Genomic DNA, 20,642 nt, shown 5'->3' on the forward strand with positions numbered 1-20,642 from the left:
AAGTGGTTTTTGAGCATGATGCTTAAAAACCATTTTTTTTGCCCCTAAATTCTCCAATGGCCTGCCATTATCTTTTGGAGGTATTATTCTTCATTAGAATTAATCATTTTATTTTGTAAAGTTTTGTAAAACAACGCACTTAGATAAGAGAAATGGCTTTATTGGATAAAAATACAGCGATGAATTACCGATTGATCCTTGTGGGTATTTGGGTAGGGTGGATATTTTGTAGTATTTCCAGCTATGCCCAACCGTCTGGTTTTCAAGATCAGTTGAAGGTGAAAGGTGGAATTGATGAGGGGCTTACGAATCTTACAGGGGTGACATTTGATGCAGCTGGACAAATGTATGCCTGTGAGAGTAGCGGAAAAGTGTGGGCCTTTCTATTTGGAGCAAACGGGACATTGCAACAAAAATATTTACTGCTTGATATTTCGGGAGAAGTGCTTAATAACAGTGATTTAGGGCTAGTTTCACTGGTACTTGACCCCGATTTTCTGACAAATGGCTACTTTTATATTATGTACGCGGTCAATCGCCAGTTTTTGTTGAACGGTACAAATGGCGGCGATGGATCAGATCAAACGGGGTCTATTGTTAGGGTGACCCGATACACCGCAGACCTTGGAGCAAGTCCGAGTTTTACAACAGTGAATCCCAATAGTCGATTGGTATTGATTGGAACAAGCCCTGCTGATGGAATACCGATTATCAGTATCAACCACGCTGGCGGCTCGCTCGTTTTTGGCAGTGATGGTACGCTTTTGGTTTCAACAGGCGACGGGGCTTCGGCGGGCGTTGATGAGGGCTACCGGGGCAGTTATCAGTTAGCAATCAATGCGGGGGTTATCACTGCCGAGCATAATATTGGAGCTTATCGCTCCCAAAGAGATGATTCGCACAATGGTAAAGTGCTTCGTATCGATCCCGCTACAGGGAACGGAATTTCCTCAAATCCGCTGTATAATTCAGCCACTCCGCGAGCGCCAGCGTCTCGTCTTTGGGCCAAAGGCCTGCGGAATCCTTTTAAAATGAATTTGATTCCAGGTACTGGGAGTCACCATCCAGAAGATGCAAGCCCAGGAGTATTGGTGGTTGGAGATGTGGGCAATACTACCCGCGAAGAAATCAATACCGTGACGGGACCTAATCAAAATTTTGGTTGGCCGCGTTATGAAGGCATTGACCGGGTAAATTTCGATTATGATAATTTAACCTATGCGCCCGCTACTTACCGCAAACCTATTGTAGAATACCGAGAACTGTCAACCGCCGCAAATGTGTGCCTGAACCAAACGACAAAAATTCAGATTGGCACCCCGTCTTTTCCGTATACAGGACCCACATTTACGGGAAACTCTACGATGGGAGGGACTTTTTATGCAGGAACTAATTTTCCAGCGGCGTACCAAAATGCATTGTTTATGGCTGATTTTGGGGGTAAATGGATTCGGGTCATGAAGTTGAACCAAAATTACGAACCAGCCTCTATCTCCCATTTTATGAGCACTACTTACCAGATAGTACATTTGGCCTACAACAGCTCTGATCAGGGGCTATATTATATTACGGGCAATGGACTTCCTTGTGATGAAATACGCCGTTTAAATTATAACACGGGCAATATCCCGCCCGTCGCAAAAATAGAGGCCGATACTGCCGCTGGTATATCGCCGTTGCCTGTGGCATTTACGGCCATAAAATCATACGACCCAGAAGCAACAGCCTTAACCTACGAATGGAAAATAGACGATGGCGCGGCTTTTAGTACAGGTTTAGCACCTCACTATGTTTTCAAGCCTTCTGCCAATACGCGAAAAAAATACAAGGTAAAATTGACCGTAAAAGACAATGCAGGCGGAAGCGGGGCACTGAGTAGCAGCGATTCCATCTATATTTATGTCAACAACACCCCGCCTGTCATTGAAAGTAGTAGCTTAGATAATCTAGTTCAAATTCCTGAGAGTCAGTCGTATCCGTTGACTTTGTCGGCAACGGTGTCCGATGCCCAGTCGCCTGCCGACAGTCTTACATTTAGTTGGATTGTGGGCTTGGCTCATAATGGACATGAGCATCGAAACCCCGCATTAGTGGGTAATTCCATCAATACAACTTTGGACGCCCTGACTTGTGAAGTAGGCGATGCGACGTACTGGTACCGTATTTACCTGACCGTGACAGACCCAGAAGGATTGTCAACCACCTTGCGTAAAGACATTGAAGTGGCGTGTAGCGGGTCAGCTCAGACCCTCAGTTTTAGCCCGATTCCGAATCAAAACATTCCATTAAATACAACAACCGCTACCCTGACGGCCGCTGCTATTTCTTCAGTAGGGGCAACGCCCGTCAATTACTTCGTTACCTCAGGGCCAGCGTACGTTATCGGCAATACAGTCACCCTGACTGGAAAACCGGGGAAAGTTGAACTAAGGGCAACGCAGCATGGCAATGGCACCTACCGCCCCGCGCTGCCAGTAGAAAGGGCATTTGACGTAAATCGCAGCATTACCAATTATAGCGTTGCCTTTACGGGTATTTCTAATAAACAAGCAACAGACCCGCCTTTTACCCTCTCTGCAAGTACGACGCCTGCGGGGGGAACAATTCAGTATTTGCTAATTTCGGGCCCCGCAACTTTATCGGGAAATACAGTGACCTTGACTGGCGACGGTGGTACGGTCCGAGTCAGGGCTTTTTATCAGGGAGCCTATACTCAAAATGGAGCCTTTGCCGAGCAAACATTTGAGGTACTATGTCCTACCCAGTATATTCTTACAAATCCGATTACTAACGGACAAAACAAGGTGTATGAGGCTACCCAAGTGGTAACCGCAACCAATAAAATTCAGTCGGGTGCCAATGTGGTGTATCGGGCGGGAACAACGGTGAATTTGCAGGTAGGTTTTTTGGCAGAACAGGGAAGCGTATTTTTGGCCGAGACGCAGGCGTGTAATCCCGCCGTGGGGGCTTCTGTAAAAGAGCAGAAAATAAAGTGAGGATAAATGATTGATGTTTTTTGTTTGACAACCGACAAAAACAAGGCGGTTGTCAAACAAAAAAACTGGACTATAGTGCCTAGTAATCGGCGCTTACTTACGGCTCTTTGTGATGGTTTTTCCGTCGGAGGTAACGGTGTAAGTGCGGTCGCAGGTGCCGTCGCCGTAATCAACCACCGTCTTGGGTTTGTCGGGGCGTTCAATCTCAATGGTGCCCGACACGGGAAAAATTCCGCCTGTGCCTCGGCACGCTATCTTGGTAATAAGGACCTTTGTGATGGTTGATTTGAACGTTTTGCCGTCGCTGCCCGTGGCGGTGGTGTTACCCGTAACGTGGATTTCGTCATCGGCACGGTTGAGCGGAGTGCCTTTGGCGTCTTCTTTTCGGGTTTTGGTGCTGCTGAAAGTAATCGTCTTACCGTCTTCGGTGGTGATGGTGGTTTCGGTAAAGTCCTCTTTGGTCACTACACGGCCGTTTTCAAGCGCTAAGTTGATGCTATGTTTGCCATTGATAATGCGTGGGCCACGCTGGAAGTTTTCGTACGTAATGTTTTGGGTAAATAAGCCAGATGCATCTCTTCGCGGTTTTACGGGGATTTGGATGGTCATTTTGCCGCCTACTTTTCGGCCTTCGCATTGTTTTGCGGTACCATAATCAACCACGATGGTAATAATCCCGTTGGATTCAGTACGCGAAACGGTCGCGCATTTGTCGGCCTTGAGTGGGCGCTTTCCTGGGTTTCCGATGCTGTCGGTGCCAGTTTCGGCTGACTCTCGAAGCGAAGAAAGCCCCCCGAATAGTTCATCATTGTACGTAAAAACCGCTTCTGTTTCGTCAATAATTGACTGATTGTCTTCGGCGGCAATGATTTCTTCTTCGGGCGTCGGGCCCGTGTTTTCTTTGTTGCAGGCAATCAACATCAACGCTACCCCAGCGGCGGCGGTTATGCTTTTCCAAGACATTTTGATTTTCATGGAACTTTTAGTTTAAGGTTTAACATTTGTTTTGTGACTGCTTAGGCTTTTGTACGTTAGCTTAGAGAAAAATCTTTGCCAGAAGGTTTAATAGGGGTCTTAACAAAATTTAACAAATGCTGACTACGGACGAATTACGTCGTTATAACCGCCATTTACTGATTCCTGAATTTGGGTCGGCAGGACAAGAACGGCTGAAAGCGGCGCAGGTGTTGGTGATTGGATGCGGGGGGCTGGGGAGTCCGATTTTATTGTATTTGGCCGCCGCTGGCGTGGGTACGCTCGGTATCATAGACGGCGACCGGGTCGATGAAAGCAACCTTCAACGGCAAATTTTGTACGGAACAGAATCCATCGGCAAAGCTAAAGTGGAAGAAACCGCCAAACGCTTACAATCATTGAATCCTTTCTGTACGATTGAGCCTTATTTTGAGCAGCTTACGTCTAAAAATGCGCTTACTATTTTAGAAAAATACGATCTCATTATTGATGGTTCAGATAATTTTCCGACGCGCTATTTGGTAAATGACGCCTGTGTGCTGTTGAGCAAACCCCTTATTTATGGTGCTATTTATCGTTTTGAAGGGCAAGTTTCCATATTCAACTACCAAAATAGCCCGAACTACCGCGATTTATTTCCCACACCACCACCACCTGAACTCGCGCCCAACTGCGCCGAAGCGGGGGTTTTGGGCGTTTTGCCGGGCATCATCGGGAGTTTGCAAGCCAACGAAGCCATTAAATTATTGGCGGGTATTGGCGAGCCATTGGTGGGTAAATTGTTTGTCATGGATGCCCTTACCTTAACGACCAGAATTATAAAAATACCCCGTTTGCCCGCGCGTTTTATCATTGACAAATTGATTGATTATGATGAATTTTGCGGCATAAAAACCCCAGATTGGGAAATGGAAGTGACCCCCGAGCAACTGGCTGAGATGCTGAAAAACAACCTTGATTTTCAGTTGATAGATGTGCGTGAGGCCAATGAATACGCCGTTGATAACCTGGGTGGAGAGTTGATGCCTCTGTCGGTGTTGACGGATTTTACGGGTCAAATAAATCGCGAAAAATTGGTTGTTATTCACTGTCAAAGCGGAATGAGGAGCCAAAAAGCCATTCAACAACTACGTGAACAACATGGTTTTATGAATCTGAAAAACCTAAAAGGCGGACTGGCGGCATTTCGGAAAATGCACTAGTAAAATGAGTATTCAACGTATTCTCACCTCCGACGGCTCGCATACATTATGGAACGAAACGCTCAATGCGTATTATCATTCGGTCAACGGAGCCTTGCAGGAATCGCAGTCAATTTACATTGATTTGGGTCTGAAAGAAGCCATTCGCCATTATCGGTTAAGTCTATGTTCTGCCCCTCTAACTGTTTTTGAAATGGGGTTTGGTACGGGCCTCAATGCGTTGCTCACGTGGTTGGAGGCCGAAACAGCGCAGGTGCCCGTTCGCTACGTGACCGTTGAGGCGCATCCGTTGGCAGATGAGCTGGTCGGGGGATTGAATTACGACGGGTTATTGGAAATCCACCGATTGTTACAACTTCACGAAGCGGTGTGGGAACGGCGTGTTCGACTCTCCCCGTATTTTACGCTTGAAAAATACCAAACAAGGCTTCAGGAGTTCGAGACTTCACTTCAATTTGATGCCATCTATTACGATGCTTTTGCTCCGTCGGCCCAGCCAGAACTTTGGGAGCGGGAGGTTTTTGAGCAATTGGCTGCGTTGTTAAAACCAAACGGCAACCTAACGACCTACTGTTCAAAAAGCTACGTGCAACGCAACCTCCGGGCGGCGGGTTTTACCGTTGAAAAACACCCCGGACCAAAATGGAAACGGGAAGTGCTGCGGGCTATTTTATAAACTCATGCCCCCATCCACAAACAGATTCTGCCCCGTTATGTAGCGCCCCGCGTCTGAGCATAAAAATACGGCCATGCCTGCACAATCTTCGGGTTTTCCAATGCCACCTTCGGGCGTGGTCATACGTTGGGCAATTCGCTTTTCCATTTTAGGAACAGGCGCCTGAATGCGTGGCGTATCAATGATGCCAGGAGCTAAATTGTTGACCGTAACCCCCTTATCGGCCAATTGAAGCGCTACATTTTTTACTAAATTAAAAACCGCCGACTTGGTGGCGGCATACACAATCATGGCGGGATGGGGCTTAACCTGCTGCACGCTGCCAATGGTCAGAATTCGCCCCCAGCCTTTTTTGACCATGGCAGGGGCAAACTGCTGCATCAACAAAAGGGTAGATTTAAAATTTGCATTGACCTGAAAATCAAACTCATTTTCCGTAACGTCTTGCCAATTTTTAGCCACCTGTACCGAAGCATTGATGACCAAAATATCAACGGCATCGGTTATGTTAGAAACGCTACTGAAAAATTTTTTGACGCCGTTTGGTTTTGAAAAATCAGCTTTTACAATCGGTACTTTACCTTTAGGTTGATTCATTTTTTTGACCACTTGTTCGGCTTCTTTTTTATCACGGCGATAGTGGATGATTACGTTGGCGCCGTATTCGGCAAGCGCAATGGCAATTGCTTTGCCAATTCCCTGACTCGAACCCGTTACAACGGCTGTTTTTCCAGATAAATTAAGTCGTTCAGAAAGCATAGTATTAGAGTCCCTTTTAAGCGATACAAAAAAATAGCTTCATGACAAAAAATAAGGCCAATGTTCTGCGGGCTTGGGTTGGGTAATTATTTCAGCAAAACTGGGGTATATTGTGCTCAATTGCGATGAGAAGGCCGTGTATGCCCAAAGCTGCGAACCTATTCAATTAGGAGATATTTTCTATAGAAATTGTACTACGCTTACTTACAAGGTAGACTTAAAAGCGTTGAAAACGAATTGACAAAAAACTTTGTCAATGCTGCCATGAAAACGGCCCAGCAATCTATGGCCGGGCCTATAAAAATACTCAATTTTGCATGGTCTTGTCGCTAAATTTACAGCCATTCAATTTTTTTTTATTCATTCGAAAGTGGCGTAAGTTGTTTATTTTAAATGTTTTATACTAATTGCAGCCGCCTGATTGCGCCTTAAAAACGGCCCCTAGTTGGGTGCTAAATCCAGGATTAAGCTGCACGTATTTTCCTGCTCCATACTCGACATTAGCGCCGTTGGGGATGGTATTGGCACTGCCACTGACCGTTATGACGGTTTCGGATGCTTTTTGATCGGCAGAGAGGGTACCGGTGGGTGTGCGAATGAAGTCGCACAGACGCCATAGTTCAAATCCATGCACATCATCGTTGGCAGTAAAATATAGATTGCCGTTCATAATGGCCAGACTGCTGTTGTAAAGCCCATAGCCATTATTAGGGTTAATATCGGCCAGCATAACCGTACCCGCATTGGTGCCATCACTTTTCCACAATTCTCTACCAAGATAGCCATTGGTAGCGGCGAAGTAAAGCGTACCGTTGAAGTTAATTAGGTCAGTTGGATCAGAAAAGGCATCTCCGATATTAATATCTTTCACCAATACGGTACCGGCGGCCGTGCCATCAGTTTTCCAAAGTTCTCGCCCGTTGGTTTCATCCTCGGTCGTAAACATCAACGTACCGTTGACCTCCGTAAAAGCAAAATAGTAAAAGACATGACTACCCAAATTGATGTTTTTGACCATGCTCGTCCCCAACACTGAGCCGTCACTTTTCCACATCTCTACTCCATTGACCCCATCATTGGCACCAAAAAAAAGTATCCCATTGAAATTGATTAGATTATTGGGGGATGAAGAGTTGCCGCCCGTTTGGATGTCTTTGACCATTTGGGGAATACCGCCGGAATATTTCCAAAGTTCAGCCCCCGACACCCCGTCATCTACCTGAAAATAGAGGGTATTGCCCACAGCGGTAAGCTCGGCCGGTGAGTTGGGCCAATCGCTGATTTTAACAGTCCCTGCGGTGGTGCCGTTGGTTTTCCAAAGGCCCGAAGCAGCGCTGAAAAAAAGCTGCCCCTGAAAAATGGCAAAACTGCCCGGACTACTGCCGCTACTGCCCGAATTGATGTCTTTGACCATGACAGTCCCGACCGTTGTCCCGTCCGACTTCCATAGTTCTCGCCCGTTGACACCATCATCGGCACTAAAAAATAAGGTGCCGTTGAAATTGAAAAGAGAAACCGGACCGTAATCACTATCACTAGGCAATATGTTTCTGACCAGCACCGTGCCGGCCGTGGTTCCATCGCTTTTCCACAATTCACGCCCATCGGCTCCGTTGTTGGCCGTGAAAAATAACACACCATTGACATTAATTAAGGAAGCAGGGGCAGAGCCTGAACTCCCCGCGCTAATATCCTTTACGATACTTGTCCCCGCTCCTGTCCCGTCGCTTTTCCAGAGTTCAGCCCCATGGATGCCATCATTGGCAACAAAAAAAAGGGTATTATTAATAGGTGTCAGGACAGTAGTGAGATTATAGAGCCCCCCAATCGTCCAACCGCTTAATACAATTTTGGACGTCCCCCCCGCTGTGCCATCGCTTTTCCACAACTCAGCCCCATTTGCGCCCTCAGTGGCTAAAAACAGCAATGTACCCGCCAGATTGGTTAAATAATAAGGATTGCCGTTTCCTGCAGGATTAATATCTTTGACCATCGTTGTGTTGGCTCCAGTACCGGTGCTTTTCCAAAGTTCAATGCCATTGGTGCCATCATCCGCCTTAAAATAAAGGGTAGTACCAATTGATAAAAAATTAGCAGGTTTGCTATCGTCTTCCGTGTTGATGTCTTTGACCATGACGGTGCCGACAGAAGTCCCGTTGGTTTTCCAAAGTTCATAGCCGTTGGTGCCATCATCAGCAGCGAAATAGAGCGTTGCAGTACCCACCACTCGCAATTCTATAGAATAAGAATAAACGAGGTCAGGCTCAAGCCCACCGCTTGCACCAGGACGAATGTCCTTGACCATGACGGTGCCCGCCGCAGTGCCATCGCTTTTCCAAAGTTCCGTGCCATGTGAGCCATCATCGGCGGCAAAATAGACCGTACCATCTAAATTAGTAAGTTCTGAAATCAAACTTGTTTCTGGACCTGAGTAAATATTTTTGACCATCACCGTACCCGCCGCCGTACCATCACTTTTCCAAAGTTCACGGCCATTGGTCCCATCATCGGCCACAAAAAATAAAACCCCATCGTTGACGGTAAAAGAACTGACATTGGTAAGTTGAAATGGACTGGATGTCTCACTGCCCGCTCTGATATCTTTGACCATGACCGTTCCGGCCGTAGTTGCGTCACTTTTCCATAGTTCAGCCCCGTTGGTGCCATTGTCGGCCCTAAAATAAAGCATACCCTGTACAATAGTAAAATCATAAGAACCAATAGAACCGGAGTTAGCCGCGCCGGGGTTGATATTTTTGATAATGACGGTACCCGCCGCCGTGCCATCGCTTTTCCAAATTTCAAGTCCCTGCGTGGCGGTGGTGGCCGAAAACACCAATTGTCCATCATAGGCTATCAAGTCGTATGGTTGAGAACTCATACTACCTGCATAAATATCCTTGATCATAACCGTACCTGCGGGCGTGCCGTCGCTTTTCCAAAGCTCATTGCCATACACGCCATCATTGAACGTAAAAAAAAGCGTTGTCCCTACTCTGGTAAGGCTATAAATATAAGAATTGATATTCAGTGTACTCATGTGTTTAACCAGAACCGTCCCTGCGGCAGTGCCATCGGTTTTCCAGAGTTGAGAATCATTGCGTACAAAGTAGAGGTATGAGCCCATGATCACCGGACTTTGGCTACTACCGGTCAGCCCCGCCGCCACCGCATTGATGTCTTTGACCATCTGTGGGTTTTGGGCGTTGGGCAGGAAGAATGAAAATTGGCAGATGAGCAATAAAAGAACGTGCTTTTTCATAAATAATTCAGGTTAAAATCTAGGGGAGTAAATCAGATGGGTTTTGGGAATAGTAGCAATGACCGCCGATTTTGGCTTTGAATACACTTCCCGCCCGTGCCTCAAAACCGGGGTTTAGCAGTATACTCTTTTGGGCGGAGTATTCTGCTTGGCCAGTGTTCTGAATCCAATTGGTAGCTTGAATGGTTTTGCCCACAACCGGACTGACTTGTACCGTACTGATATCACCCAGAGAATGGGTAAGCAGTACATCCAACTTACATTGCAGAAAAACTTCAAGGGTAAAGTCAGTATTGGTGCCATTTAGGTAGTAGCCCGCAATATAAACCCTATCATAACTGCCTAAGGCAATGTCTCTCACAAGATATGGAGGCTCAAATAGTAGTTCTTCAGTATATCCTAGTGATGTTAGCAGATAAACCCCTTCTGTACCAAAACTATGGTCTAAAGTACCATCAGGCTTGAGGCGCATCAAAAATTCGGGATGGTAAATGAAGGAATTCTCACTGCTTCCGCCTATCAACACATTGCCGTCCGGTTGGGCAATAACCGCAACGGGCTTGGTGGATACATTTGCCCCAAAGGACGTTGTAAATACGCCATCGCCCGAAAAAGTGTTATCTATACTGCCGTCGGTATTGAACCGGGCTACCAAGGTTTGATTTGCTAAAATACCGGACAATATCAGCTTGTCGTTTGCCTGAACAGCGGCCTTTATCCTCGTACTTTTACTTATTGCAACATTGGTCACTAATTTACCATCACCATCAAAAGTATTGTCTAAACTTCCGTTGGGATGTAAGCGATAGACCAGAAAATGAGCACGGTCATCCTCAATTTCATCCATTTGAATAGACCCGCTCAAAACAATTTTATTGTTGGATAAAACGTGGATGTTGTATGCTCTTTCACTACAATTTAATGCTGCTCTCCGCTGATTGCTTTTTTTATTTTCAACACCACCAATACTTGTGTTGTCGAGACAACTGGTGGTCAAAATCTCCATTTTCCCATCGGCGTCAAAAGCATTGTCCAAGCTCCCGTCGGTGGCATTGAGCCGAACCACAATTATCTTATTAACCGCATTTTGAATACTGTTACCCACCAACAGTATTTTTCCGTCGGCCTGTTGAGTGATGCCGTACAAATAGTCTTCGCCCCCAATATTCATCATGACGCGCCCATTCGTCCCAAAAGTGTTGTCTAATGTTCCGTTGGCGTTTAATCTGACGACCACAAAATCCCGGTCGGTTCCATTGGAAATATGACCCGCCATTACGATTTTACCATCTGATTGTAACACCAGGCCATTGCCGTCAGGAACGTTGTCAATCACCGATTCAGCAAGGAGAAGTTTACCATCGCCGGAGAAAGTATCGTCTAAACGTCCAAAGCGCGTAAAGCGGGCAATGGCTACGTAAGAGTTGGTCGTAACGGGGTCGTAGGCACTACCCACTTCAATGATTTTGTCGTCCGGCTGAACGACAATGTTTTGAGCACTTTCAATATATCCATTCCCAAAAAAGGTGTAGATACGATTTTCCAGCGTTGCAAAACCATAAATGGAATGAATACGCGCCATGCAAAAATCCTGATTCGACCCGTTATCGGCCATTCCTACAAGTACTATTTTTCCGTCGTTTTGCAGCGCCACGCCATATCCGTTGTCGTTTTCACCTTGTTCAAAAGCTATTTTCAGTTTGCCATCCGTCGAAAAAGTAGCGTTTAAATTACCAAAACGATCGTATTTCACTACGGCTACGTCGCTGTTGGCAGGTACAATGACACGCGTTCCGTCCAAAAGCACTATAATAGTCTCTTCCGTATGGCTCGACCCCACGGCTACAATGCTTCCGTCGGGAGAAAGGGTCACATCAAACGCAAGGTCATCTCCGGGGCCTACGGCGGTCGTTAATTTACCATCGCCGCTAAACTGCGTATCCAAACTGCCGTTTGGATTGTACCTTATTAGGGCAAAGTCATTGTTTGAACCATTGGAGGAATAACCAGAAACGACTATTTTTCCATCCGATTGGATAGCGAGCGCTTGCCCAAAATCATGACTCGTTCCAACAGGGGTGACCGCATAGCCATCTGCGTCAAAACCTGTATCCAAAGTGCCGTCAGGGTTGAGGCGGGCCGTTAAAAAGTCAAGGGTGTTCCCCCCAACCAAGGCATTATTACTGTTTCCTGCCACCACAATTTTACCATCGGTTTGGAGTTTTACCGATTTAGCTTCGCCTGCCGGGTAGTTGGTCATACTGTTGCCATAGAAGCCCATGTCTAAACTGCCGTCGGTATTGTATCTTCTGACCGCAATCTTTGGGTTGCTTATTCCTACTGCCACAATTTTGCCATCTGGCTGAATGGCCACATCATTAAATACATCCGAGCCATTTACACTTTCACGTACAATGCCATCACCGCTGAATGTATTGTCTAAAGAGCCGTCTGTATTAAAGCGTAGCACCATAAACTCATAGTGATTAGGGTTGATGACAGAACGGGCAAAACCGACAACCACTATTTTATCATCCGACTGAAGGGCCACGGCCAGCCCTTGGGCCGTGCCACTTCCATCGGAGGCCGTTACCAATTGTGTCTTTTTGCCATTGCCCGCAAACGAATTGTCTAAAGTGCCGTTTTGAAGGTATTGGGCAATGAGCACCCGGTAAGCGTCGGTTTTGGCACCCACAACAATGAGTTTACCGGTCGAATTGATGGCTACATCATAAGCCGTTTCATTGGTTCCTGAAAAATCAGTAGTGACCTTCCCCGAAGTACTAAAAGGAATATCTAAAGCTCCCGACGATTGGGCTGCCGCCCCACGGGAAGCCATCAATAACAAGTAGGCAAATGCAAATGTCAAAACTGATTTTTTCATGGTTTTGCTTTTAAATTGATTGCGGTTAACCTCTATATTAACATGCGTCGTAAATCATTCATTTTAAGCATTTTGTGCTAATTGCACCCGCCAATTTGAGCGGTAAACACCGCCCCAGTATCGGTTTTGAATCCCGGGTTCAACTGTACATATTGGCTTGCCTGATAAATGACATTGGCCCCGCTGGGAATGGTATTAGGGCTTCCAGCAATTGAAATGACCGTCTCCGAAGCCAGTTGGTGGGTGGTGGCGGTTCCCGTAGGCGTAGCCGTAAACCCTTGCGGGCAGGGGGTGTACCGCCAGAGTTCAAAGCCGTGCTGTCCGTCATCGGCTACAAAGTATAGATTGCCTCCCATCTGCGTAAAATAGGGGGCAGTGGAAAATCCACTGTTATTGTCGGGGTTAAGGTCGGCAATCAGGACTGTACCGGCAGTAGTACCATTGCTTTTCCAAAGCTCCCGCCCGTGAAAACCGTCGGTTGCTGCAAAATAGGCCGTGCCACCAAAGTTGAAAAACCGGGTGGGATTGGAACTGCTGCCTCCTGCCGCAATATCCTTGACCATCACCGTGCCGGCTGCAGTGCCATCACTTTTCCAGAATTCACGGCCGTTGGTCCCATCGCTTGCGGAGAAATAGAGGGTGTCTTTGATACTGACCAAACTCACAGCAAATGAGCTTCCCGTCGTATTGATGTCTTTGACCATCTCGGTTCCTGTCGCAGTGCCGTCACTTTTCCAAAGTTCTTCGCCATTAGTACCGTCATTGGCCTTAAAATACAATGTACCATTGATGTTCGTGAATGATCCCGGCGATGAGGGTGAGGTGCCGGATCGAATATCTCTTACTAAAAAAATGGAAACTCCATCACTTTTAAAGAGTTCGATATCAGTAGCACTCGCATTAGGACCGGAAAAAAACAGGGTATTCCCAATGGCGACGGGAGGTTCAATCTCATTCCAATCCATATTTATATCAGCTACTTTTACCGTCCCGGCGGTGGTCCCATCGCTTTTGTAGAGAGCGGGGCCCGTTGTAGTATAGGCAAAGAAAAATAAAGTCCCTGCAACGTTGGTAAGATATTTGGGCGCTCCGGGACCGGAATCGAGGTAAATATCTTTCACCATATCTGTTCCGCTCGCAGTACCGTCACTTTTCCACAATTCGGAACCGGCGGTATTGGTAGAAGCCCTAAAAAACAATGTCCCGTTCCATTCGGTTAGCTCTTCGGGAGAGGAAGAGTTTATCCCCAAGTTGATGTCTTTCACCAATACGGTTCCGGCAGCGGTGCCGTCGCTTCGCCAAAGTTCCCGGCCATGGATACCGTTTTCAGCAACAAAAAACAAGGTGTCATTGATATTGATAAGGTCGGTAGGTGAAGCGCTGAGGCTTCCAAAATTGAGGTCTTTTACCATGACTGTACCGGCAGAAGTGCCATCGCTTTTCCAAAGCTCTTCGCCGTTGATGCCATCATTTGCGGCGAAGAAAACTTTATTGCCCATCGTCACTACGTATTTGGGCTGAGCACTGACGGTATTGGCATTGGGCACTATCTTGCTCGTTCCGGGACCGGTGCCGTCGCTTTTCCAGAGTTCATTGATGGTGCTGTTGCTCCCATCTTGGGCCAGAAAGATAAGGAATCCGGACAGGCTCACCGGTCCTTGTGGATAGCTGCTCCCGGCCCCGGCCCAAATGTCTTTGACTAAAGTTGTCCCTGCTGCCGACCCATTACTTTTCCAAAGTTCGGACCCATTGGTTCCATCATAGGCGGAAAAATAGAGCGTACTTCCTACCAATCTGAAAGAAGTAGGGTAACCGAAAGCCGCTCCACTGTTGATATCTTTAACCATCACCGTTCCCGCTGCAGTTCCGCTGCTTTTCCAGAGTTCCTGTCCGTTGGTTCCATCATTGGCTTCAAAATAAAAAACCAACGTGCTGGTATTGACGACAAAGGGCAGACCGTAATCAGTTATCCCACTTTCTGAGCCAGGATGTATATCTTTGACCAAGACGGTTCCGGCTCCTGTTCCATCACTTTTCCAAAGTTCGCGACCGGCAGAGCCATTATCTGCGGTAAAATAAAGCGTCCCGTCTACATTTGTGAGTCTCTGAGGTGAAGGATCCGTCAAAGTTGCACTCGGAAAAATATCTCTGACCAATACCGTGCCGGCCGCAGTACCATCACTTTTCCAGAGTTCTCTTCCCTTTGTACCATTGTCAGCGGTAAAAAACAAAACATCCGTCGCAGCAACACCACCAAATGAACCGGCCCTGACAAGGGAGTTGGGATATGAGTGGGTAGTACCGGGATTGATGTCTTTGACCAATACAGTTCCCCCGGTAGTGCCATCGGTTTTCCACAATTCTCGACCATTGGCTGCATCAAAGGCCCCGAAATAGAGGATTCCCTGCACAATGGTAAAACTACTGGGAGCTGAATTGGCAGTTCCCGAATTGATATTTTTAATAATAACCGTTCCGGCAGCGGTGCCGTCGCTTTTCCAGAGTTCAAGCCCTTGCGAGGCAGTCATGGCCGCAAATACCAACTGCCCGTTGTAGGATACAAACCCCTGAGGTTCGGAACCAAGGCTGCCTGTATAAATATCTTTGACCATGACGGTACCGGCCGCGGTGCCGTCGCTTTTCCAAAGTTCTTCCCCATTGATGCCATCATTGGCGGTAAAGTAAAGTGTCCCGCTTACATTGATCAGGTTGAGAGGGTTAGAATCACCAAAGGCCGAAACGATGTGTTTGACCAATACCGTACCTGCTGCTGTTCCGTCGGTTTTCCACAGTTCAGAGGTACGTTTGACAAAATACATCTGTGAACCAATGATCGCGGTGCCGTTATTTTCATCAACTTCAATTCCCGCCGCCACCGCATTGATGTCTTTGACTATTTGGAGGTTTTGGGCTTTGGGGATGAGGTATAAAAATTGCCAAATGAGCAATAAGAGAAATTGCTTTTTCATAAGTAATGCAGGGTTAAGAAAACTAAGAAGTTAAATCAAACAAGAGGCCTAAACTGCTCATTTTAATGGCTTTATACTAGTTGCACCCATCAATTTTAGCAACAAACACCGCCCCAGTATCGGTTTTGAACCCTGGATTTAGCTGAACATATTTGCTTGCCTGATAAATGACATTGGCCCCGCTGGGAATGGTATTGGGGCTACCAGCAATTGAAATGACCGTCTCCGAAGCAAGTTGGTGAGTGGTAACGGTCCCCGTAGGGGTAGCCGTAAACCCTTGCGGGCATGGGGTGTACTTCCAGAGTTCAAAGCCATGCTGTCCGTCATCGGCTACAAAGTAGAGGGTGTTTCCAATAGAAGCAAAATGGGAGGTATAATAGGGCGCGCCGGGAAATCCGTTGTTATTGTCAGGGTTGAGGTCGGCAATCAGGACCGTACCGGCGGTGGTGCCATTGCTTTTCCATAGCTCCCGGCCGTGAAGACCATCCGTTGCTGCAAAGTAGGCCATGCCACCCATATTGTAAATACCGTTAATCTCAGAATTACCTGCATAAATACCCTTTACTAAAGCAGTAGTAGCGGCACTACCGTTGCTTTTCCATAGACCCATGCCGTTAACACCATCATCTGCTTCAAAGAAAAGTGTACCATTAATATCGCAAAAACTATTGGGGCGTGAACTGCCTGTACTATTGATATCCGCAGCCAAAACGGTCCCTTCGACAGTCCCATCCGTTTTCCAAAGTTCCTGACCTTCAGGAAACCTGTTTGCAGAAAAAAACAGGGTATTATTTACTTTGGTTAATCCAGAACAATAGAATTGATATCCCACATCTAATACTGTGGTTGTTATACCGTCGCTTTTAACAATTAACCAATAATTGTTTGAAACCTTCTCATAAGTAAAAAACAGACTATTGTCCATGACAGCCACCGAACCGATTCTCACATAAGGTCCAATATTATCTACTTCTATAGTACCTGCGGCTGTACCATCACTTTTACAAAGAATGGTCTCCGGAGGCAAATCTCTTTCAATAAAGAAAAAGAGGGTGCCGTTTACATTGGTAAGCCTGGTGGGGGTCGACGAATCAGTACCTGCGTTTAGGTCTTTTACCAATACAGTACCTGCTGATGTGCCATCTGTTTTCCAAAGTTCTCTCCCTGAATCACTTTTTGAAGCAACAAAAAAAAGGCGGTTTCCTATTCCCTCAAAATCAAAAGGAGAAGAATTACTGCTGCCCAGTTCAATGTCTTTTACCATCACCGTGCCGGCATTCGTACCGTCAGACTTCCAAAGCTCTATGCCATTGGTTGAATTTGTGGCCGAAAAAAAGAGTGTTCCATTAAAATTGACCAGTGAGGACGGCGACGAACTTGAGCTGCCTACATTGATATCCTTTACCAATACAGTTCCTTCAGCCGTTCCATCAGATTTCCAAAGTTCCGTTCCGTTGATACCGTCGTTGGCTGAGAAGTAAATTAGTTGGCCAATACGCACTAGTTCTCGGGGTTCCCCTCCAAAGGTATGGCCTGGCATAATGATTTTATGCGTACCAAGCTCAGTACCATCACTTATCCAAAATTCTTGCTCTATCCCATCAGAAGCGCCAAAAATCAAACTTCCGGACAAATTGGCAAAAAAACCGGTGCTGGCATCATTGCTGCCTGCCCTAATATCTTTTACCAATACCGTTCCTGCGGCTGAACCATCACTTTTCCATAATTCACGACCATGCACATCGTCATCAGCTGTAAAATAAAGGGTTGAACCAATATTCAATAAATTTGAGGGACTGCCGCTACCATTTGTATTGATGTCCTTTACCATGACTGTTCCTGCCGCGGTACCATTACTTTTCCAAAGTTCCCAATCGTTTGTGCCATCGTTTGCTCTGAAATAATACGTATTACCCACAACCCAAAAAACTGAACTAAATCCGGATTCACTGCCAACAAAAATATCTTTTACCAATACTGTGTTGGCCGCAGTACCGCCTGATTTCCAAAGTTCTCGCCCAACGTCTGCACTGCTGGCTGAGAAGTAAAGCACTCCATCAACATTTGCCATCTCAGTGGGTGATGAAGATGCATCACCCACATATATATCTTCAACCATCACTGTCCCTGCTGTTGTACCATCGCTTTTCCACAATTCAAGGCCATGAGTTCCATCATTGGCCCTAAAAAATAACACACCGTTATTTACCAAATAACTACTCACATTGGTTAGTTTATCGGGGGTTGAAGAGTCATCTCCCGGATTAATGTCTTTCACTAAAACCGTACCGCCTGTTGTACCGTCCGTTTTCCAAAGTTCTTCTCCATTGGCGGTAGTTTGTGCTGAAAAATAAAGAACACCTTTGACCGCTTTGAACCCGTGAGGATACGAATTTGCACTGCCTGTCTCGATGTCTTTGACAATGGCAGTACCCGAATAAGTGCCGTCAGACTTCCAAATTTCAATCCCTTTTGCTTCATTTTTAGCCGAAAAAATCAGTTCACCATTGTATGCTGTAAAGTCTTCTGGGTTTGAATCGGAACTGCCGACAAAAATATCTTTCACCAAGATAGTACCGGCGGCCGTCCCATCAGTTTTCCAAAGTTCTTTGCCCGAAACGCCATCGTTCGCACTAAAAAAAACCGTTCCTGCTACATTAGTTAAATTATCAATTCTCGCATCCCCGCTGGCAGAAATAATATGTTTGACCAATACCGTTCCGATTGAAGTACCGTCAGTTTTCCAGATTTCTGAAGGCTCTTTTACAAAATATAAAATTGAGCCAACTACTGCCTGTTTGCCTACATTAGGCATCCCCGCCGCCACCGCATTGATGTCTTTGACCATTTGAGGATTTTGTGCAAGTACCAATTGCGCCATGCCAAACAATAGGCAGAATGTAAAGAGGTAGGGTTGTTTTTTCATCTTTTTGGATTCGGATTTAAAAATCATTATCAAGTTCAGGCAGGATATTTCCATCTTCAGACTGTACAATGGCCGTGGGCTTGATTCCCAATACAGTAACGCGGTGATTGGCCAACGAAGAGTTTTCCTCATCATCGGTCAGTATAGTAGAAAGGGTGTATTTAAGCGTACCCCTCGAAGCGCGGAAGGGCTTACTGTAACTCCAATCGCTGATCCAGATCCCTATCTTTCGGACATGATGGTCACCGTCAAGTGCTTCATAGTGCAAATCCCAGCCCGATAAGATGGGGATAGCGTTTTCGTAGGGAATATTAGAAATCGTAAACTCTTTAGTCACCACCAGAGGACTGCCACTGGTAACAAACGACTCCCACCACCCCTCATCATCCAAAGGTGTAATGAGAAAAGGCGGATGGATTACCCCTAAATCCTTACCGCCTATCCCCGTAACCATCTCTCCAAAGTAGTATCCGTTTTTTTCTATATTGGGCTCCCAGCGCTCTTGGTTGTCTTTGAAAATAACTTGGGTACTCCAACTCAATACCCCTGCTGAGTCAAAACGGCTGGAATTTTGGAGCAAAGGGTTGGTACTTTCGGGGTAGTTATCGTAGATTTTGTTCTGTAAGATTCTTTCACTTCCAACGATATTATAAGACAGTTGGAGCAAGTGATGGTCTTCTTTTTGGGCTACCCGGAAAAAAAAACCGCGCGGAACCACCCCCGCCGTTACCCTTCGTTTGAAAACATTATTTTGGAGGTGTCCCGCAATGGGATACATGTTGTAAGTGGAAGTTCCTGAAGCACAGTTTTCGTCGTCATCTACCGCCAGATTTATCTTGGCCTCGTTCCAAGCAATTACAGTATAGTGGTAGCAAAAATTGTAAGCATCATCAAAATTATAATCTCCGAGCGCTCCAATAGCAGCCCAGGTCACCTCTTTCCTATTTTGATTAACGGTTAGGTTGATGTGACCAATTCCTACCCCAAGCGTTCGTACGTGGTGATCGTCGGATTCATACTCCAACTTCCAGCCATTCAAAAAGACGGTAGCATGCGTAGCCCAACGAGGTATTCGACGACTTCCTTGCAAGCTAATTTCATTTTCACTGATTTTTTGGGTCAATTTCCCGCAGGCCGAGCCATGATAAACTACGATTTGACTATCTTTTTCAAAAGTTTTTTTATCACTGAAATCGTAGGGTTCTACATAGCTGAGACCTGATGCCTCACCTCCAGAAATACAAAGTCCACCCCAACCTCTGGTATCAAATTCACAACTCCAAACCAAAGGCAATACAAAGGCAAACAAAACAGCAGCGGAGGAGCGTTTCATGGCAGTATGGCGTTTAGACTATCTACTGACACCCGTGATTTGGCATTCCAGAAAGCCGATACGTTGGCTATTTGCCAAGCTCCGTCGTGCTTTTCCATGAGGCGGGTTTCCTGACTGATGATGTAGTGGGTTTTTGCGCTGTTGGCGTTGTATTGTTTCCAGAGCAAATACGCTACATTCTCGCCGTAAAATTTCACCTGTGGTTTTTCCCGTTTTACGACCGGGTGTACGACATTTTTGCCATTTTTGTAATACTTCTCAATCCATTCTTTGCCTTGCGCGTTGATTTTTTCCCACCCAATGGCGGCATCATAGGTGCCATCGTCGTTGTTCCAAGCCTGCATTGCGTAGGGCTGATGCACCCAATGTTTGGCCCAACAATCATAATTTCCATCAAAAAAGCATTTAGTTTCTCCTTCAATAACCTGTAGGATGGCGGCGGTTTCTTTGCCTTCATCAAAAGTGGTGGTGGCGGTTTGGGTTTGTGTATCGGCCTGACGGCAAGCCATGGGCAATACGAAAAGCAGTGTGCTGCAAATAAACAAGTGCTTCATTTCAATACGATTTTGTTTAGTGTATTACATCAAGAAATTGGCCTTTTCGGACGAAGTGAATTTTTTAAATTCTAATGGGTACCGGTCTCCATTTTCCGGGGCCAAT

11 protein-coding genes are annotated in these 20,642 nt (G+C 46.2%); 3 read left to right on the forward strand and 8 right to left on the reverse strand.

What is annotated here, in order from left to right; translation table 11 throughout:
- Positions 1-179 precede the first annotated feature (179 nt).
- Positions 180-2,996 (forward strand): PQQ-dependent sugar dehydrogenase, encoded by a 2,817-nt coding sequence (locus DVG78_RS06135; protein WP_158549978.1) that lies wholly within the window; start codon positions 180-182, stop codon positions 2,994-2,996.
- 93 nt (positions 2,997-3,089) lie between these two features.
- Here the strand turns inward: DVG78_RS06135 and DVG78_RS06140 are convergent, their stop codons facing one another.
- On the reverse strand, positions 3,090-3,971 hold the full coding sequence (locus DVG78_RS06140) for a hypothetical protein (protein ID WP_114460183.1): 882 nt from the start codon (positions 3,969-3,971) through the stop codon (positions 3,090-3,092).
- 116 nt (positions 3,972-4,087) lie between these two features.
- On the opposite strand from DVG78_RS06140, the gene moeB reads away from it, so the two are divergent.
- Both moeB and mnmC2 read left to right on the forward strand, forming a co-directional pair.
- Complete coding sequence (gene moeB, locus DVG78_RS06145; RefSeq protein WP_114460184.1) at positions 4,088-5,173, forward strand: molybdopterin-synthase adenylyltransferase MoeB; 1,086 nt, start codon at positions 4,088-4,090, stop codon at positions 5,171-5,173.
- Between the two features lie 4 nt (positions 5,174-5,177).
- The gene (gene mnmC2 / locus DVG78_RS06150; RefSeq protein ID WP_114460185.1) at positions 5,178-5,849 is read left to right on the forward strand and encodes a tRNA (5-methylaminomethyl-2-thiouridine)(34)-methyltransferase MnmC2; all 672 of its coding nucleotides are present in this window, start codon (positions 5,178-5,180) and stop codon (positions 5,847-5,849) included.
- Here the strand turns inward: mnmC2 and DVG78_RS06155 are convergent.
- The 7 genes from DVG78_RS06155 to DVG78_RS06180 all read right to left on the reverse strand — a co-directional run bounded on the left by DVG78_RS06155 (position 5,844) and on the right by DVG78_RS06180 (position 20,536).
- The gene (locus DVG78_RS06155) at positions 5,844-6,608 is read right to left on the reverse strand and encodes an SDR family NAD(P)-dependent oxidoreductase (protein WP_114460186.1); all 765 of its coding nucleotides are present in this window, start codon (positions 6,606-6,608) and stop codon (positions 5,844-5,846) included. The genes mnmC2 and DVG78_RS06155 overlap by 6 nt on opposite strands.
- Positions 6,609-7,011: 403 nt before the next feature.
- Entirely contained in the window at positions 7,012-9,870 is a 2,859-nt protein-coding gene (locus tag DVG78_RS06160) for an ELWxxDGT repeat protein (RefSeq protein ID WP_114460187.1), read from the reverse strand.
- 19 nt (positions 9,871-9,889) lie between these two features.
- Positions 9,890-12,754, reverse strand: a complete 2,865-nt coding sequence (locus tag DVG78_RS06165; protein WP_114460188.1) for a 3-coathanger stack domain-containing protein — start codon at positions 12,752-12,754, stop codon at positions 9,890-9,892.
- Between the two features lie 77 nt (positions 12,755-12,831).
- Positions 12,832-15,723, reverse strand: coding sequence for an ELWxxDGT repeat protein (locus DVG78_RS06170; RefSeq protein ID WP_114460189.1), 2,892 nt, complete (start codon positions 15,721-15,723; stop codon positions 12,832-12,834).
- Positions 15,724-15,799: 76 nt separating this feature from the next.
- On the reverse strand, positions 15,800-18,649 hold the full coding sequence (locus tag DVG78_RS06175; protein WP_158549979.1) for an ELWxxDGT repeat protein: 2,850 nt from the start codon (positions 18,647-18,649) through the stop codon (positions 15,800-15,802).
- A 16-nt stretch (positions 18,650-18,665) separates the two neighbouring features.
- Positions 18,666-19,982, reverse strand: a complete 1,317-nt coding sequence (locus DVG78_RS29880; protein WP_147277005.1) for a hypothetical protein — start codon at positions 19,980-19,982, stop codon at positions 18,666-18,668.
- On the reverse strand, positions 19,979-20,536 hold the full coding sequence (locus DVG78_RS06180) for a nuclear transport factor 2 family protein (RefSeq protein ID WP_114460191.1): 558 nt from the start codon (positions 20,534-20,536) through the stop codon (positions 19,979-19,981). The genes DVG78_RS29880 and DVG78_RS06180 overlap by 4 nt, the downstream gene beginning before the upstream one ends.
- Positions 20,537-20,642: the final 106 nt, after the last annotated feature.

This window comes from Runella aurantiaca (assembly GCF_003339505.1).
GTDB lineage: Bacteria > Bacteroidota > Bacteroidia > Cytophagales > Spirosomataceae > Runella > Runella aurantiaca.

What these genes read in the sequence shown, in the direction of transcription:
- DVG78_RS29880 (WP_147277005.1), bottom strand. Translation starts at nt 19,982, where the DNA reads ATGAAACGCTCCTCCGCTGCTGTTTTGTTTGCCTTTGTATTGCCTTTG.
- DVG78_RS06135 (WP_158549978.1), top strand. Translation starts at nt 180, where the DNA reads ATGAATTACCGATTGATCCTTGTGGGTATTTGGGTAGGGTGGATATTT.
- DVG78_RS06140 (WP_114460183.1), bottom strand. Translation starts at nt 3,971, where the DNA reads ATGAAAATCAAAATGTCTTGGAAAAGCATAACCGCCGCCGCTGGGGTA.
- DVG78_RS06160 (WP_114460187.1), bottom strand. Translation starts at nt 9,870, where the DNA reads ATGAAAAAGCACGTTCTTTTATTGCTCATCTGCCAATTTTCATTCTTC.
- DVG78_RS06170 (WP_114460189.1), bottom strand. Translation starts at nt 15,723, where the DNA reads ATGAAAAAGCAATTTCTCTTATTGCTCATTTGGCAATTTTTATACCTC.
- DVG78_RS06180 (WP_114460191.1), bottom strand. Translation starts at nt 20,536, where the DNA reads ATGAAGCACTTGTTTATTTGCAGCACACTGCTTTTCGTATTGCCCATG.
- moeB (WP_114460184.1), top strand. Translation starts at nt 4,088, where the DNA reads ATGCTGACTACGGACGAATTACGTCGTTATAACCGCCATTTACTGATT.
- DVG78_RS06175 (WP_158549979.1), bottom strand. Translation starts at nt 18,649, where the DNA reads ATGAAAAAACAACCCTACCTCTTTACATTCTGCCTATTGTTTGGCATG.
- mnmC2 (WP_114460185.1), top strand. Translation starts at nt 5,178, where the DNA reads ATGAGTATTCAACGTATTCTCACCTCCGACGGCTCGCATACATTATGG.
- DVG78_RS06155 (WP_114460186.1), bottom strand. Translation starts at nt 6,608, where the DNA reads ATGCTTTCTGAACGACTTAATTTATCTGGAAAAACAGCCGTTGTAACG.
- DVG78_RS06165 (WP_114460188.1), bottom strand. Translation starts at nt 12,754, where the DNA reads ATGAAAAAATCAGTTTTGACATTTGCATTTGCCTACTTGTTATTGATG.